Source organism: Rhizobium sp. TH2 (assembly GCF_024707525.1).
GTDB lineage: Bacteria > Pseudomonadota > Alphaproteobacteria > Rhizobiales > Rhizobiaceae > Rhizobium_E.
This window is the reverse complement of sequence record NZ_CP062231.1, coordinates 1,989,874-2,006,340: the sequence shown is the minus strand read 5'-3', so window position 1 is coordinate 2,006,340 and position 16,467 is coordinate 1,989,874. Positions and strand designations below refer to the sequence as shown.

Annotated in this window: 10 protein-coding genes and 1 tRNA gene; 4 read left to right on the top strand and 7 right to left on the bottom strand. The window is 59.2% G+C overall.

What is annotated here, in order from left to right:
* Positions 1-3 precede the first annotated feature (3 nt).
* From IHQ71_RS10085 to IHQ71_RS10075, 3 genes are all read right to left on the bottom strand, one after another.
* The gene (locus tag IHQ71_RS10085; RefSeq protein ID WP_258161835.1) at positions 4-393 is read right to left on the bottom strand and encodes a DUF6165 family protein; all 390 of its coding nucleotides are present in this window, start codon (positions 391-393) and stop codon (positions 4-6) included.
* A gap of 126 nt (positions 394-519) precedes the next feature.
* Positions 520-5,079: a calcium-binding protein gene (locus IHQ71_RS10080; RefSeq protein WP_258161834.1), complete on the bottom strand. Its 4,560-nt coding sequence runs from the start codon at positions 5,077-5,079 to the stop codon at positions 520-522.
* Between the two features lie 210 nt (positions 5,080-5,289).
* Positions 5,290-6,864, bottom strand: a complete 1,575-nt coding sequence (locus IHQ71_RS10075; RefSeq protein ID WP_258161833.1) for a caspase family protein — start codon at positions 6,862-6,864, stop codon at positions 5,290-5,292.
* Positions 6,865-7,106: 242 nt separating this feature from the next.
* On the opposite strand from IHQ71_RS10075, the gene IHQ71_RS10070 reads away from it, so the two are divergent.
* Entirely contained in the window at positions 7,107-8,474 is a 1,368-nt protein-coding gene (locus IHQ71_RS10070) for a M10 family metallopeptidase (RefSeq protein ID WP_258161832.1), read from the top strand.
* A gap of 106 nt (positions 8,475-8,580) precedes the next feature.
* Here IHQ71_RS10070 and tig read toward each other — a convergent pair whose 3' ends face one another.
* Positions 8,581-10,077, bottom strand: coding sequence for a trigger factor (gene tig, locus IHQ71_RS10065; protein WP_258161831.1), 1,497 nt, complete (start codon positions 10,075-10,077; stop codon positions 8,581-8,583).
* Between the two features lie 251 nt (positions 10,078-10,328).
* Positions 10,329-10,413 (bottom strand) — tRNA-Leu (locus IHQ71_RS10060).
* A gap of 804 nt (positions 10,414-11,217) precedes the next feature.
* Here IHQ71_RS10060 and IHQ71_RS10055 point away from each other — a divergent pair.
* The 3 genes from IHQ71_RS10055 to trmFO all read left to right on the top strand — a co-directional run bounded on the left by IHQ71_RS10055 (position 11,218) and on the right by trmFO (position 13,478).
* Positions 11,218-11,361: a DUF1127 domain-containing protein gene (locus IHQ71_RS10055; protein WP_258161830.1), complete on the top strand. Its 144-nt coding sequence runs from the start codon at positions 11,218-11,220 to the stop codon at positions 11,359-11,361.
* A gap of 410 nt (positions 11,362-11,771) precedes the next feature.
* The gene (locus IHQ71_RS10050) at positions 11,772-11,915 is read left to right on the top strand and encodes a DUF1127 domain-containing protein (protein ID WP_258161829.1); all 144 of its coding nucleotides are present in this window, start codon (positions 11,772-11,774) and stop codon (positions 11,913-11,915) included.
* A gap of 111 nt (positions 11,916-12,026) precedes the next feature.
* Positions 12,027-13,478, top strand: coding sequence for a methylenetetrahydrofolate--tRNA-(uracil(54)-C(5))-methyltransferase (FADH(2)-oxidizing) TrmFO (trmFO, locus tag IHQ71_RS10045; protein ID WP_258161828.1), 1,452 nt, complete (start codon positions 12,027-12,029; stop codon positions 13,476-13,478).
* On the opposite strand, the gene IHQ71_RS10040 is transcribed toward trmFO, so the two are convergent.
* The gene (locus IHQ71_RS10040; protein WP_258161827.1) at positions 13,441-13,893 is read right to left on the bottom strand and encodes a hypothetical protein; all 453 of its coding nucleotides are present in this window, start codon (positions 13,891-13,893) and stop codon (positions 13,441-13,443) included. The two genes, trmFO and IHQ71_RS10040, sit on opposite strands and share 38 nt — an antisense overlap.
* 256 nt (positions 13,894-14,149) lie before the next feature.
* The gene (locus IHQ71_RS10035) at positions 14,150-16,219 is read right to left on the bottom strand and encodes an OmpA family protein (RefSeq protein ID WP_258161826.1); all 2,070 of its coding nucleotides are present in this window, start codon (positions 16,217-16,219) and stop codon (positions 14,150-14,152) included.
* Positions 16,220-16,467: the final 248 nt, after the last annotated feature.

The window sequence follows — 16,467 nt, the reverse complement described above, 5'->3', positions numbered from 1 at the left end:
GCTTCACTGGATCTTGTATGCCTGATAGGACTTCTCCTCGACAAGTCCCGAACCCAAAGCCAGGTTGACGTCACGTTTCAGCTCAGCCCGCTTATCGTTGGTAATGTAGACGGAACGTGCGAGAGACACGAATTTTTCGCTGAAATCGCCGGCATTCTCGCAATCGCGAATGTCGTCCTCGATATCCCAGAGCGCGGCATTGACATCATAGAGCGCCTTGGTCAGGCGGGACACTTCCGCATTGCCGGCATTGGCGCCAAGCCGATCCGTCAGCAGCGTCAGCTCCTTGCGGACATTCCGCAGCTTGGCCTCATCCTTCATCCGGTCGGACTTGATCTGCAATATGGTGATCTTGTCGACCAGTTCGCCCCATGAAACAGGCACTTCTATCATCGTGTATCTTCCCCAAAGTCGTAAGAATCAAGCTTTCCCGACTTTAGCTGAAAGACTACGGGATTGGAAAACGCAAAAAGGGCGCGACTTGCGCCGCGCCCTTTCGTTCGATTTAGAAACTTCTTCTTAAAAGGAGAAGTCGTTGGTGGTCAGGTCGTTTGCATTGACCAGGTTCAGCTTGACTTCCATGTCGGCCGAACCGTTGCCATCAAGGTCAACCTGCAGCGTATGGGTGCCATTGTCGAAACGAATTTCGGTATGGCCGCTGGAGGCAAATGCGGCGCCTTCGAGGTAGGTGAAGGTGCCGCCGGTCTGCAGACCGGAGAAGACCAGCTTGTCGGTGTTGGCAGTGAAGTCATAGATCGTATCTGCGGTACCCGTCGCGGACTGGTTGGCAGCCGTGAAGATGAACAGATCCGAACCCGTGCCACCGCTGACGTCCTGCAGGCCCTGGCTGAAGGTGATCTTGTCATCACCGGTGCCGAGGTCGATGCTCGCATCCTGCGTGCCATTCAGGATGATGACGTTCGAACCCGCACCGCCGATAACGACTTCCGCGTTGGAGATCGTTGCCGTGCCGGCTGCCGCAAAGAACACATAGTCGGTGCCCGCATCAGCGTCGATCGTCGTGCCGGAGTAGTTCGCCGTCAGCGTGATCGAGTCATCAGCGGCGCTGCCGGTGATGGTTTCGATCGAGGTGAAGGTCGCAGTGACTGCAAGATCGAACTCCAGGCTGTCATTGCCGGCGCCGAGGTTGAAGCTGCCCGCCGTGGTGGCCGTGTCGACGGTGACAGTGTCGTTGGACGTGCCGCCGACGATCGACTCGACGTTGCTGATCGTCAGGACGTTCAGGTAGTTGTCGAGCGTGACCTTGTCGGTACCAGCATCGAGGTCGATCTCGACGCCGTTCGCCACACCGATGAAGGTGATGCGATCGTCGCCGCCACCGCCGGTGATGGTTTCGATACCGCTGACCGTCACCGTGTTACCGGCGGCGCCCAGGATCAGTTCGTCACTGCCGGCATCGAGCAGGATGGTACCGGCATAGCTGGTTCCGGCCACTTCGATCTTGTCGGCGCCAGTGCCGCCGATGATCGTTTCGATATTGGCGACCGTCAGGTCGTTGGCCGCGTTGAACAGGACCAGCCTGTCGTCGCCACCGCCAAGGTCGATGTTGCCACCGACGATGCCACCGGCGAAGGTGATCGCATCGGAGGTCGCACCGCCGACGATCGATTCGACATCCAGCATGGTTGCCGTCACCGAGTCCGTGGACCAGGTAACGATGTCCGTGCCGCCATCGAGATCGAGCAGCTTGATGATGCTCGCGCCAGTCAGCGTGATTTCATCGACGGCGGCCGAACCGGAGATGGTTTCGGCACCCGTCACCGTCAGCGTTGCCCCGGTTGCGAAAGTCAGCGAGTCGGAGTTACCGGCCCCGAGATCGATCACGCCGCCCGTCCAGGCACCGGTCAGCACGATCGTGTCGGCCAGCGTACCACCGGTCACGGTTTCCACACCAACAAGCGTTGCGTTGTTGTTGTAGTTGCCGAACTTGATCGTGTCGTCGCCTGCCTTGAGATCCATCGTGCCGTCGAAGGCTTCGCCGAAAGTGATGCTTTCGTTGCCAACGCCACCGATAATGCTTTCGGTACCGTAGAGTGTAACCGTTGCACCGCTGGCACCCGTGTCGAGAACGTCCGCACCAGCGCCGAGCTTGATGACGCCGCCGGCATAACCGGTGCTGTCATTGAGGACGACGAGATCGGCGACGCCGCTGCCGTTGATGACTTCGACGCCAACCACGGAGACCGTGTTGCCGGCTGCGTTCAGGTTAAGAACGTCAGCGGTGCCGCCACCGAGGTCGATTTCGACCGCTGCGGTCGTGCCGAGCGAGATCACGTCGATGCCAGCCATACCGGTGATGGTTTCGGCATCGCTGACCGTGACGGTACCACCGCCGGCAGCCGTGATCAGTTCGTCGGTGCCTGCACCGAAGACGACCGTGGCACCAGCCGTTGCCGCACCGAAGGTCACGGTGTTGTCGCCGGTCCCGGAGGTGATGGTTTCAACGTTCCAGGCGGTGATAGTGGTATTCTCGTCATCGAAGATCAACTGGTCGATACCCTTGCCGAGATCGATTTCGCCGCCCTGGTATTCGCCACCCAACGTGACAGTGTCGGCCGAGTTGCCGCCGAGAACCGATTCAACACCCGTCAGCGTGACGGCGTTGACGAAGTTGCCGAGTTGCACCTTGTCGGTGCCGGCATCGAGATCAACTTCCGTCGATGCAGCGCCCGTGAAGATCACGGTGTCGTTGCCGATGTCACCGGTGATGGTTTCAACGGCCTTGACCGAGACGATACCACCGCCAGCAGCCAGCGTCAGATCGTCGTTGCCGAGGCCGCCGTCGATGCTGATGCCGAGCAGCGACGGGTCGCCGGCCGCACCGGTGACAAGCGTGACCACGTCCGCATCGGCCGAGCCGGTGATGCTTTCGACGCCCGTGAGGGTAACGTCGTTGGTGCCGCCCGCGGCGAGCTTGACTTCGTCCTTGCCGAGGCCGAGATCGATGTCACCCTGGAAGTCGTCCAGGAAGACGATCTTCTGGGCGCCGAGGTTGCCGGTGATCGTTTCAGTGTTGGAAACGGTTGCGGTCACGCTGGCGTTGAGGATGAGCGTATCGCCACCGATGCCGAGATCGACTTCCATCTTGGTCTGGTCGGCGGTCACGGTGATGAGATCATCGAAGCCCGAACCGGTCAGGGTTTCGACATTCGCGATGCTGGCGGTGTTGGTTGCATCGGCGGTCGACAGGTCGAGATGGTCGAAGCCGGTGCCGAGGTTGATGACCGAGCCCGTCAACTGATCATCTATATGGACGATATCGACAACCTTGCCGCCAACGATTTCTTCAACGCCCTTGAACGTCACATCGTTTGCGAAAGAACCGAGCGTGACCTTGTCGAGGCCGTCGCCGAGATCGATGTAGCCGCCCGTGAGCAGCGTACTGACCGTGACGACGTCGGTATTGTTGCCAGAACCGGAGGTGACGCTCTCAACGTTGAAGATCGTGAAAGTGCCGCCCGAGTCGCTGATGTCTAGGACGTCCGATCCGCCAGCCAGATCGATCAGTGCGCCAGCCGGATTGTCGGTGATGACGATCGTATCGGCGGAAGCCTTGCCGAGGATCGATTCAGCGCCGGAAACGGAGATCGTGTTGTCCTGATTGGCCAGGACGAGCGTGTCCTTGCCGAGGCCCGCGCCGAGATCGACAACGTAGGCGCCGCCAGCGGTGGTTGCCGTGTCGAGGATAACGTAATCGGAAGAAATGCCTCCGGTGATCGCCTCGACATCCTTGACGGTGAGCGAGTTGACAGCGTCAGCAAGCGTGAGAACGTCGGCACCGTCGCCGCCGTTGATGCTGGTGCGGGTCAGCGCGCCAACTGCAACGAACGTATCGACATCCGTACCGCCGATAACGGTTTCGATGCCGGAGATGGTGACGATATTGACGTTGTCGTCGAGCGTGAGCTTGTCGTCGCCGAGGCCGAGATCGATCTTGCCGACAAAGGCGCCATCGGTGGTGACCTGGTCAACGGCCGCGTTGCCGGTGATGGTTTCAACGCCCATCACAGTAACGTTGTTGGCGAACTTGCCGAGCTGCAGTCTGTCGCCAGTGCCGCCCTTCAGGTCGACCAGAAGATTGGCCGCGCCGAAGAAAGTGACGAAGTCGTCGCCGGCGTCGCCGGTCAGCGTTTCGACATTGGCGACCGAGATCGTGGTGCCGGTGTCATCGAGCGTCAGAGCATCGGCGCCAGCGCCGAGATCGTAGGAAGCGCCGGCAACCGTGCCATCGATGAACACCTGGTCCGCACCGGTGCCGCCGAGAACGCTTTCGACATTGAGAACGGTGATGACGTTGACGAAGTTGCCGAGGCGGACGATATCCTTGCCGAGGCCGAGGTCGACCTTGGTGGTTGCCGTTGCATCGGTGAAGGTAACCTGGTCGACGAGCGAGCCACCAACGATCGATTCGATTTCGGCAACCGCGACGCTGTTGGCAAAATCGCCAAGACGCAGTTCATCGACGCTGTCGCCGAGGTCGATGACACCCTTTGCGAAGGCCGTGGAGACCGTCACCACATCGTTGCCGTCGGCACCGATGACCGTTTCGATATTGGCAACGGTGATCGTGGCGCCAGCATCGGCGAGCGACAACTGGTCGTTACCGGCCAGGAGGTCGATTTTGGTGCCAGTGAATTCGGTGGCGAGCGTAATGATGTCGGACAGGATGTTGCCCGTCAGGATTTCGACATTGCCGATGGTGAACTCGTTGTTGAACTTGCCGAGAAGCACCTTGTCTTCGCCGGCACCGAGGTCGATGTCGACATTCTTGGCTGCCTGGCTGAAGATGACGTATTCGGTCGCATCACCGCCGACGATCGTCTCGATGTTCGACACAGTCACCGTGCCACCGTCGTCCGAGAAGGTGAGTCTATCATCGTCGCCACCAAGATTGATGGAGCCGTTGGTGATAGCACCGTCGAGAAGGATCAGATCGGAGCCCGTCGAACCCTTTACCGATTCAACGGACGTGATGGTGATGGTATTGCCATCACCCTGGAGCTCGAGCTTGTCGTAACCCCCGCCGAGATCGAGCTCGTCGGCGTCGGATTTTTTCAAGATAATAAGATCGGTCTTATTTGTACCCACAACGGTAGACAGGTCATTGACCGTTATCGTTGTACTGGCCGCAGCTGCACGAGATTTAGACATTAAATTGGCCCCTTATTTTCCAACTTCGGGCCGATCCTATGTGTCAAACCTTACTTAAAGCTTACTGGTGGTTACCGCAAAAGTTACACTTTTAAATATTTCTCTTAATGAGGCAGGCTAATTTTCTCTTGTGTAAAGTGGAAGTATGCCAATAGACGAATCAGTACCATCTATCCTCTGTGAAAGAGAGGCCAGTAATTCTTTCGGTGCGACGCCACGCTCCAGTATTCGTCCGATCGCCTCCAGCGATTCGTTAGAAGAAATGACGACAAGGTGATCCGAACCGAACGGTTCGACAATTTTCATTTCCTTCAGGGGCGTCTTAAACTGCGGCTCTCCATTCAGGACCATGTCCAAGAACTGTATCTCACCGGTGTTGGCGAGATTGAAGACCAACATATTCTTATAGTCACCGCGAATCGCATCGAATTTGATATGCTCATTGGCCAGATATATCTGCTGCTCCGGGGACACGATAATCCGGCCCGGATTCTGCGAGGCGATGGCTTTCAGGAAATCGAGCAGAATGAACTTGGAAACGATGTCATTGACCGTGAAAGGGCTGACTTTCTCGGCGACGATGTCGCCATTCGGCGAGCGGAACAGGCCGGTCGCAGCATCCCATTCATAGGTATGTACGCCTTTCTCGATGTCTTCAGGCATCACGTCCGTGCCCTTGACGGTGAGCGGCAGCAACGGGTCGAATCCCAGTTCGCGCGCCCGGACCATCGGCCGGCGACCGGTCTTTTCGGCCGGACGGACCGACGAAGACGCCATTTCCGGCATCTGCGTGACGCCGAACAGCGCCTCGTTCGCGTCACGGGCGGCCACCGGGGTGAATACGGGCGTCTGCAATGATTCGGAGCGCATCCTCACCGTTGCCAGCACATAGTCCTCAAGCTCGATTCGGGTGACGGTGCCGTCGGCATTGCGGTCGGCCTTGCCCTCCACCGCCCGTGCGAAAGCCCAGGAGAGCGCGCCGCGCGAGCGACCTTCGATCACCACCTCCGGCACCGGAAGCGCTTCCGAGGTTGCAGCCAGCATGGTCACGTTTGCCGGGGTGCGCGACTCGGGCTCGGTTACGACACTACTGCCGGCGCTGCCGCTGACCATGGCCAGCAATTCGCCGAGCACGCGGCTGTCGCCGAACTCGACATAGCGGAGCTTGCCCCTCACCGCCCGGTTCATGCCGCCTGCGTGGCACGAATCGGAGACAAAGACGACCTTGATGCCGCGCGTGCCCGCCTCGGTGAACCATTGATGCAATTCATTGTCGAAGACCGATTCCTTCCACGTCTCCTTGAGGTTCTTGGGGTCGAAGCCCGGCAGAACCCAGAACTCGTCCAGCCCGTCGTTCTCGTCGCCCTGGATGATCTGCTTGATCTGCGCGCCGTGGCCGGCATAGGTCACGAAGATCGTGTCGCCCTCGCGCGCATCATTGAGAAGCGTCGTCCAGGCGTTGACGATATTCTGCTTGGTCGCCTGCCGGTCCATGAGCGATATGATTCGTGTCGTGCCTTTGCGGCTGAGGGCCGTGGCAATATCCTCGGCATCGTTGCGGGCGCCATCGAGGCTCGGCACAGCCTTGTACTCGTTGATGCCGATCACCAGTGCGAAGGAATTGGCCGCCTGAGCCAGACCGGGCACGGCGAGAATCAGGCCAAGCATCAGAAAACGCAGGCAGATCGGCATGAAAGTCCCCCGGGGATTTGGCGCTGTACCAGAGCAGGGCGTAGAAATTGCCCTATTTCTATCAGAAACGGTTCGCGGATCACCGATATTCTGGCTTGGCGCAAAAAGATTCGCGCCAGCATGCCGTGCGAAACCTGCCTCACAAGAATAGGAGTGCCGCGCGAAGACCGTGCCGGGACGCTGCCCCTACGGCTGCACCCGACATCCAGGCCTGACGCGTATTTCGCAACGAGGAAAATCCCATGACCGGAACGGACAGGCAAACCGTCGAGCATCAGTCCCACGCGGCGGCGCGCACGGCCGCAGGGCAGGTTTCAAAATCCGGCAACGAGTTCACCGACGGCGTGCTCTCGGGATTCGAATGGAAAACCGCTGATATCACCTATGCCTTTCCGGATGCCGCGAACGATTACAGCTACGGGCCGGAGAAGAACAAGAATTTCCACGTCGTCTCGAGCGAGATCGAGATCGCCGTGCGGCGCATTCTGGATGCGGAAAGCGATGGCGTCATTGCCAATGACGGTTTCTGCGTTGAGGGCCTTACGAACCTGAACATCTCGGAAGGCGCCGACGACAGGACGGCGGTGCTGCGCTATGCCGAATCGAGCGAGGCCAATCCAACCGCCTATGCCAACTATCCCGGGAACGCTTCCGTTGGCGGAGATGTCTGGCTCGGCCGCACCAAGACGGACAGCTTCTATCCCGACGCGGAGATCGGCAGTTATGAGTTTGCCGTCATGATGCATGAAACAGGCCACGCTCTGGGCCTCAAGCATCCTCACAAGGCCGAAAGCTACGACAAGATCAAGACCGAACTCCACGGCCGGTACGACTCGCACGAATATTCGGTGATGACGTATCACAGCTATGCTGGTGTCCATCACTCGTTCCTGACCAACGAGATTTCCAGCTATCCGCAAACCTTCATGATGCTCGATATCGCAGCGCTGCAGCACATGTATGGCGCCGATTTCTCGACCAACAACGGTGCCACCGTCTACAAATGGGCGCCCGACAGCGGCAATACGCTTGTGAACGGCGCGGTGGGCATCGAGCCCAACGTCAATGGCAGTGCGGTCAATCGCATCTTCGCGACGATCTGGGATGGCGGCGGGGAAGATACCTACGATCTCAGTGACTATGACGACAGGGTGGTGGTCGATCTGCGGCCCGGAAAATCGTCGCTCTTCAGCCAGTCGCAGCTCGCCGACCTCGGCAACTTTGATGGCCCAGGCCAGCACATGGCGAGTGGCAATATCTACAATGCGTTGCTCTATCGGGGTAAGATGGAATCGCTGATCGAGAATGCCGTGGGCGGCGGCGGCGGCGACACCCTCACCGGCAATGCGGCCGACAACGACCTGACCGGCAACGGCGGCGACGACACATTCGTTTTCCGCAAGAATTCGAACCATGACACGATCACCGACTTCGGGATCGGCGCCGATGTGATCAATCTCCGGAGCTTCGATATCCAGAACTTTATGAAGCTTCTCGGCAAGATGTCGGATGGTCTGGGAGGGGTCGCGATCGATTTCGGAAAGGGCGATCTGCTACTGATCGAAGGCGAAACAGTTGCGACGCTCGATGTCGGAGATTTTATGCTCTGACAAATAGTTAGATCATTCTTTTAAAGCAATCTATGAAAAGCAATGGCCGCCCCGAGAGGCGGCCACGCTTGTATTACCTTGTGCCGGGAAACTACCCTGCGGCCGATCACTCGGCCTTGTCGGCAGCCTTCTTCTTCGGGGCGGCTTTCTTCTTGGGTGCAGCATCGTCCGCAGCTGCTTCAGCAGCGTCGTCAGCCTTCGCCTCGGTCTTGGCAGCGGCCTTCTTCTTCGGCGCTGATTTGGCTTCCTTGGCAGGCTTTGCGTCGCCTTCCTCGTCAGCCAGCAGCTCTTCCTTGGTCACGGTCTTGTCGGTGACCTGGATCTCGGTCAGGAGCTGATCGACGACCTTTTCTTCGAAGATCGGCGCGCGCAGGCCCGCGATCGCGCCCGGCGTGTTGCGGAAATATTCGATGATTTCCTTTTCCTGGCCCGGGAACTGCGAGATTTGGGCGTAAAGCGCCTTGTTCATCTCGTCCTCGGAAACCTCGACGCCACCCTTCTCGCCGATTTCGGAGAGAACGAGGCCGAGCTTGACGCGGCGTTCGGCGAGCTTGCGATACTCATCACGCGCCTTTTCCTCGGTCGTGTCTTCATCCTCGAAGGTCTTGCCGGACTGGGCGAGATCGGTGTTGATCTGGCGCCATATCTGTTCGAACTCGGCGTCGACGAGCTTCTGCGGCGTGTCGAAGGCGTAGAGCTGGTCCATCTGGTCGAGCAGCTGGCGCTTCAGCTTCTGGCGGGTCATCGTGCCGAACTGGTTCTCGATCTGGCCACGGACGATTTCGCGGAGCTTGGCTTCGGATTCGAGGCCGAGCTTGGAAGCGAGTTCATCGTTGATCTCGAGCTTGTCCGGGGCGGCAATCGCCTTGACGGAGACGTCGAAGGTGGCGTCCTTGCCGGCGAGGTTCGCGGCCGGATAGTCGGCGGGGAAGGTCACGGTGATGGTCTTTTCGTCGCCAGCCTTGAGGCCAACGAGCTGGTCTTCGAAGCCCGGGATGAAGCGGCCGGAGCCGATCACGAGTTCGGCGTTGGAATCCTTGCCGCCTTCGAAGGGAACGCCATCGACCTTGCCTTCGTAATCCATGGTGACGCGGTCGCCGTCGGCAGCCTTGCCCTTCTTTTCTTCGTAGGAGCGGGTGCTCTCGGCGATCTTGGCGATCTGCTCATCGACTTCCGATTCCGGGATTTCGACGACTTCGCGGGTCACCTTGATGCCGCTCACATCCTTGAGTTCGATCGCCGGGATCACTTCATAGGAGAGCGTGAATTCGAAATCGGCCTGGGCGTTGAGGATCTTGTCGGCCTGCTTCTCGTCCTCGGTCATCGCGATTTCGGGCTGGGTCGCGGACTTCTCGCCGCGGCCGGAGAGGATTTCCGTCGGCTGCTTCTGGATGATCTCGTTGACGAGCTCGGCCATAACCGATTTGCCGTACATTTTCTTGAGATGCGCAGGCGGTACCTTGCCTGGACGGAAGCCGTTGATACGGACGCGGTCCTTGACCTCCTGGAGGCGCTCGTTCATCCGAGCTTCCATGTCCTTGGCCGGAATAACGACCTTCAGTTCGCGCTTCAGCCCTTCAGCGAGCGTTTCAATAACCTGCATGTTCCTACCTTTATCTCTTCGCGGGCGGCGAAGTCCGGCCAGCCCGTCGTTTAAATGAGCCGCAACCGCCCATTCGTGGGGACGGCTTTATGCAAATTCACAAAAGTTTTGCAAGCGAAATGGGAGTCTGGCCCATCATTCAGGCTTATTTTTGCCCGATTCGCGCCATTGGGGGGGGGCTGGTGCGGCGAAGCGGAGCAAAGTCGGACCCGCGCGATGGGTTGGTTGGCGGCATCGCGCAAACTGGGAAATGGTGCGGGTGAAGGGACTCGAACCCCCACGCCTCTCGGCGCCAGAACCTAAATCTGGTGCGTCTACCAATTCCGCCACACCCGCATCCATGCAATCGACCGGCGAGCCGGTCGAAGCGGGCCGTCATTAGCACCGCCCCTGTTGTATGCAAAGGAAAATCTTGTCGGATTACGCGACTGGAATCGGCGAAAGCCTCGCGCTAGCCGCTGGATGTTAATATTTCATTAACTTATTTGCGTCAAAGTGAATATATGAATTGATCGCAGACGCCCTATCCGAGCCATGCGGCAGATGCATGGAGACCATGTCTATATTGCACTGCACAAATCGGAAAAGTCGTACTAGATTGGTCTCATCGAAAGGCGCAAGCTGATCGACAAAAAGCGGCCTTGGCGAGCCGCTGCCGGGGAGACCCGATGAAGAGCCCGCTCGGAAGAGCGTAAGATATTCGGAGAACGCGCACTCCTCCTCCCAGCGCTTCTCCGATTTGACTGGCAACACTCCTCCTCCCAGTTGTCAGTCATACTCAACGACGCCCGCCGGATCTCCTCCCCCGGTGGGCGTTTTGAGTCTGGGCCAAGCCTTGCGACGCCCAGATCATGCCCCGGCGTCAGCCAAAGATCTTCCCGCCGAATATGCGATATCGCTGATGTGCCTAACCGTTGGGCAATTGCCGCAAGTTCGCCGCAATACTGCCGCGAAAGCGGCCGAACTGTGAATTTTTTGTTAAATATTATAGAGACTTAAGGCAGTGATTTGCACGGAATGCATAGGTGCACTGCCGTCAATGCGCTGGTAAATGCTGCAGCGCAATACTATCTTCCAATCATCGAATTCAAGAGGCGGTGGTCAATCCGGACCGGAAGCCAGATCGAAAGGAAAATGCAAATGAACATCTCTCGCGCTTACAACAACTGGGTCAAGTATCGTCAGACCGTTACCGAACTCGGCCGCATGACCAATCGCGAACTTGCCGACCTCGGCATCGCTCGCCAGGATATCCGCAACGTTGCCCGCCAGGCCGTTCGCTAATCACTGACTGAACGATCCCTTGAGGGGGATCGATGCGGGGATTTGATCCCCAAACCAACACGTCCTCCCAAGACAGAAAAGCCGCCGGCGCAATCCGGCGGTTTTTTGTTGTCTGCAGGCAAGTCGACAATGCTGCACGTGCGAACGCGATCGAGACTGCTCGCCGGCCAATCTGCGCCCTGCCCGATTGCCTCGTCCAACTTCGAAGAAACCCTACTTTTTCAGTTCCTTGAGGCGTTAACCTATGGCGCGATTTTCATCTCGGCCTGTTTTCTGTGCGACGCATGCTTAAACGCATAGCAGGTGCATATTATTTGCACTGCACAATCTAATTATATGCGCGTATAACGACGTCAAGTTTGAAGCACGGCAAAAAGCCGGAGCAAATCAAGTCTAAAGAGGAAACACCGATGAACCCGCTTCGTATCGCCCTTAACTGGGTCCAGTATCGCCGCACTCTGTCCGAGCTCTCCAACCTGTCGAACGACACGCTCAACGACATCGGCGTCAACCGCTACCAGATCCGCAACATTGCGGCCCGCTCCTTCCGCTAAGGGATTTGCGTGAGAACGTTTTAAGACGCCGCCCCTCCCAGGCGGCGTTTTCGATTCCGGGCCTTGCCAGCGGGATTGGTCTAGCAACGATTTGGTGCTAATAGCCCGCCCATGACGAAAGCACCCTCTCCTATCCATATCATCGGCGGTGGCCTGGCCGGCTCGGAAGCTGCCTGGCAGATCGCAAGCCGCGGCATTCCAGTCATCATCCACGAGATGCGTGGGCTTCGCATGACGGATGCCCACAAGACCGACAACCTGGCCGAACTTGTCTGCTCCAATTCCTTCCGCTCCGATGACGCGACCTCCAATGCCGTCGGCGTGCTGCATGCCGAACTCCGGCTCGCCGGATCGCTGATCATGGCGGCGGCCGATGCGAACCAGGTGCCGGCTGGTGGCGCGCTCGCCGTCGATCGTGAGGGTTTTGCCGAGGCCGTGACGGCCAAGGTCATGGCGCATCCCCTGATCACCGTCGTGCGCGAGGAGATCACCGGCCTGCCACCCGCGGAATGGGACAAAGTGATCATCGCCACGGGGCCCCTCACCGCGCCCGCGCTGGGCGAAGCGATTGCCCGCGAGAACGGCGCCGATTCGCTTTCCTTCTTTGATGCGATCGCGCCCATCGTCCACCGCGATTCGATCGACATGGACGTGGCCTGGTATCAGTCGCGCTATGACAAGGTCGGGCCGGGCGGCACTGGCAAGGACTATATCAACTGCCCGATGGACCGTCAGCAATACGAGGCCTTCGTCAACGCGCTGATCGCCGGCGACAAGACCGTGTTCAAGGATTGGGAGCATGTGCCCTATTTCGACGGCTGCCTGCCGATCGAGGTGATGGCCGAGCGCGGGCCGGAGACGCTGCGCCACGGCCCGATGAAGCCGATGGGCCTGACCAATGCGCATAACCCCACCGTCAAGGCTTATGCCGTCGTACAGCTCAGGCAGGACAATGCACTCGGCACGCTCTACAACATGGTCGGCTTCCAGACGAAGCTGAAATATGGCGCGCAGACCGAGATCCTGCGGATGATTCCGGGCCTGGCGAATGCCGAGTTCGCGCGTCTTGGCGGCCTGCATCGCAATACTTATATCAATTCGCCGGTTCTGCTCGACACGAGCCTGCAGCTCAAGTCGCGGCCGGGGCTGCGGTTTGCCGGCCAGATCACCGGCTGCGAGGGTTATGTCGAAAGCTCGAGTATCGGGCTATTGGCGGGGCGCTTCGCCGCCGCCGAGCGACTGGGTGAGCCACTGGCGCTTCCGCCGGTCACCAGCGCCTTCGGCGCATTGCTCAATCACATTACCGGCGGACATCTCGTTTCGGATGACGAGCCGGGCAAGCGCTCGTTCCAGCCGATGAACATCAATTTCGGACTTTTCCCGGAACTGCCACCCGGCGCGATCACGCGCCCCGACAATGGCAAGCGTTTCAGGGGCAAGGAAAAGACGGCTGCGAAGAAGCAGCTGGTGGCTGAACGGGCGCTCGAGGATTGCCGCGCATGGCTCGGCCTGCCGCCGGCACCGGTCAGGCGTGACTTGGAAGCTGGAATTCCGGCTGAATAGCGGCGCTGACGCTGCCGAGGATCCAGAGCGACACTTCGGCGGCCTCCTTCTGTGAGCGGAACTCGAACGTGCCGCTCAGGGCCTTCATGCCGGGGAACTCGATCGTCAACGCTTTGCCGTCCTGGGATGCGGATAGCCGCAGCTCGGAGGGATCGATCAGGTGGCAAAGGTCTCGTTTGCCATTGCGGCGCATGACGCCGGTGCGGCCGGTCCACAGGCGCAGGAACACCATTTCGCCATCCGCGGACATCAGGACATGGCGGATCGCCTCGTCGGGATAGGCTCGGCCGAATTCAAGTATCGCCAGGCCAGCGTCGAATCGCTCTCCGTCGGCTTCCGTCCTGAGCAGATTGGTCGCCCAGAAGAAGAAGCCGAGAAACACCGACAACACGATGAACCAGAACAGCAGGGTCATGTCCGACTCTCAAGATTTCCGCATCTTCTTAAAGTCCGAAGCTTGCGCGAAATTTGAACGTGTCAGCATACCATAATGCTGTGGAAAGCCGCCAAGAAGCGCAAACGTGGTTACCGGCGCCTGAACATAAGCCCTCCCATCCGTCCAAAGCATGCCATATCCGGCAGCGAGTTGGAGAAACTCTGCCTCCGACATGCGCAAACAAAAACGCCGGGACATCAGTCCCGGCGTTCTCGCAAGCCAATCGTTGTGCCGATCAGTTCTCGGACACTTCCGCCGGACGTACCAGCGGCGTGATGCGGCGGATGGTGACGCGGCGGTTCTCGCGCTCGTCCTCATCGGTATCGATCTTGAGGTAACGCTCGCCGTAACCCTGGGTCACAAGGTTCTCGGCCGGTATCTCGAAGAGTTCCGACAGCACGCTTGCCACCGATTCCGCGCGCTCGTCGGACAGGACGAGGTTGGACTCGTCGGAACCCACGGCATCGGTATGGCCCTCGATCAGGAAGGTCTCGCCCGGATTGCGGTCGAGGATGGCACCGATCGCCTCCGCCACCTTCCTCAGGGATTTGGCCTGGTCTCGTGAAATCTCGGCGCTGGCCGTGTCGAAGGTGATCGTATCGAGGTCGATACGGCGCACCTTGTCGCGGATACGCGCGGAGTTCTTCACCTCGTCGACCGAATAGACACGCTCGACCTGCTCGACCGGCGGCTCGGAGAGGAACTCGTCATAGTCGCGGTCCGGATCGCTGGACACGTCGACAATATAGTCTTCGACCGGGATGCCGAGACGCATCGGCGGCAGTTCGTCGCCGGCGTCGCGCAGGTAGAGGCGATCGCGGCCGCGCTCGAGATCGGGTGAATAGAAGATCACGATCTCGACGTCGCGGTTGTCGATGCGCGAGCGGCGGATGATCTCACCCCAACGGTTGCGGATGGTGACGATCCGGTCGCCGTTCGGACGAATGACGATTTCCTTGATGCGGTCGTCGCGGAGACGCTCGTAGCGGATATCTCCATCCCGGCCGAGGCGTCTGCGATCATCGCTTCGGATGACGATCTTGCCGTCGAGGTCGAAGACCACGCGCACGTCGTCGCCCTTGCCGATGATCTTGCCGTCATCGCGGCGGTAGCCACGGAAGTCGTCGATGCGCTCACCCTTGACGTCGATGTCGTTCTTGATGACGATCTTGACGTCGGTGTTCTGCGCATCCTTGTCGGACTTCGGCACGCGGACTTCCTCGACCTGCTCACGCTGGCGCTTGCGGCGCTCGCGGTTGGCACCGCTGTTGTCGGCGTCTTTGTCGCTGTCGAGCACGGCAGCGCCATTCTCGACCGGCAGGACGACGGTGTCGGTGGTCTTGGACGGATCCTTGGCGACTTCCTCGCGCTTCTCGATCGCTTCGGGCGTCTCGGCCTGGGCACGGTCGCGCTTCTTCTTGCGGTCCTTGCTCATGTTGACGATGTCTTCGTCGGTCACTTCGCCGGCAGGCTTGGCGTCCTGCTGCCCGTCCTCGGCCTGCTGGGCGTCGTCAGCCTGCTGCTGCTTCTTGCGGTTCTTGCGCACCGGTTCCTCGGTGTCGGCAGCGTTCTGCTCTTCAGTCTGGTCATCCTGCTGGGCCTGCTTCTTGCGCTTGCTCTGATTGACGATGTCCTCGTCGGACACACCCTGATCGGCCTGCTGCTTCTTCCGATTCTTGCGAACGGGTTCTTCCACAGCCTCGGCGTTGTCCGCAGGCTGCGCTTCGTCCATCTGCTGTTCTTCGGCTTGCTTCTGCTTCTTGCGGTTCTTGCGAACAGGCTCTTCGACAGCCTCGGCATTGTCCGCCGGCTGGGCCTCGTCCGCCTGCTGTTCTTCAGTCTGCTGCTGCTTCTTGCGGTTCTTGCGAACCGGCTCTTCTACGGCCTCGGCATTATCGGCCGGCTGCATTTCCTGCGTCTGCTGCTCTTCAGCCTGCTTTTGCTTCTTGCGGTTCTTGCGAACGGGCTCTTCAACAGCCTCGGCGTTATCGGCCGGCTGCATTTCCTGCGTCTGCTGCTCTTCGGCCTGCTTGCGCTGCTTGCGATTCTTGCGAACCGGCTCTTCAACAGCCTCGGCATTGGCCGGATCAGTTACCTGCTCCTGAGCGCCGTCTTGCTGTTCCTGCTGTTTGCGGCGCTTCTTCGGAACTACTTCTTCCTCTTCGCTCTGGACGGCGATGAATGGGCTTTGAGTCTGGATTTCGGCAGCCGGCTTGATCATCGCGGCCGACACCGGCAGGCTGTAGCCCGCAAGCGCCATGAAGGGTATCGCGGCCGTGGCAAGAAGCCTTGTCTTGAAAGCCATGGGGTTGTCCTCTCGTTATGTTTCGAATCCCGGCCAGACCCTGCCCAGTTTGAGGGCTATTTTGTGGTCCCAGCCGTTGGGAACGGTGCCGTTTCTATTTGGTTCCGTATTTACCGCGCCTGAATCAGCGGTTCACATGGGGTTCAGACTCATTGACAAGCTTCCGCAAAGATTTTGTAACGACCGCGCCTTTCCTGTTGCATTTGTGGCGGGAACCGTAGGAATATTCAGCCTGCGCGCGTGAATTC

Bases quoted from the DNA above. Each gene is read 5' to 3' on its own strand.
- IHQ71_RS10085 (WP_258161835.1), bottom strand. From the start codon at position 393: ATGATAGAAGTGCCTGTTTCATGGGGCGAACTGGTCGACAAGATCACC.
- IHQ71_RS10075 (WP_258161833.1), bottom strand. From the start codon at position 6,864: ATGCCGATCTGCCTGCGTTTTCTGATGCTTGGCCTGATTCTCGCCGTG.
- IHQ71_RS10070 (WP_258161832.1), top strand. From the start codon at position 7,107: ATGACCGGAACGGACAGGCAAACCGTCGAGCATCAGTCCCACGCGGCG.
- tig (WP_258161831.1), bottom strand. From the start codon at position 10,077: ATGCAGGTTATTGAAACGCTCGCTGAAGGGCTGAAGCGCGAACTGAAG.
- IHQ71_RS10055 (WP_258161830.1), top strand. From the start codon at position 11,218: ATGAACATCTCTCGCGCTTACAACAACTGGGTCAAGTATCGTCAGACC.
- IHQ71_RS10050 (WP_258161829.1), top strand. From the start codon at position 11,772: ATGAACCCGCTTCGTATCGCCCTTAACTGGGTCCAGTATCGCCGCACT.
- trmFO (WP_258161828.1), top strand. From the start codon at position 12,027: ATGACGAAAGCACCCTCTCCTATCCATATCATCGGCGGTGGCCTGGCC.
- IHQ71_RS10040 (WP_258161827.1), bottom strand. From the start codon at position 13,893: ATGACCCTGCTGTTCTGGTTCATCGTGTTGTCGGTGTTTCTCGGCTTC.
- IHQ71_RS10035 (WP_258161826.1), bottom strand. From the start codon at position 16,219: ATGGCTTTCAAGACAAGGCTTCTTGCCACGGCCGCGATACCCTTCATG.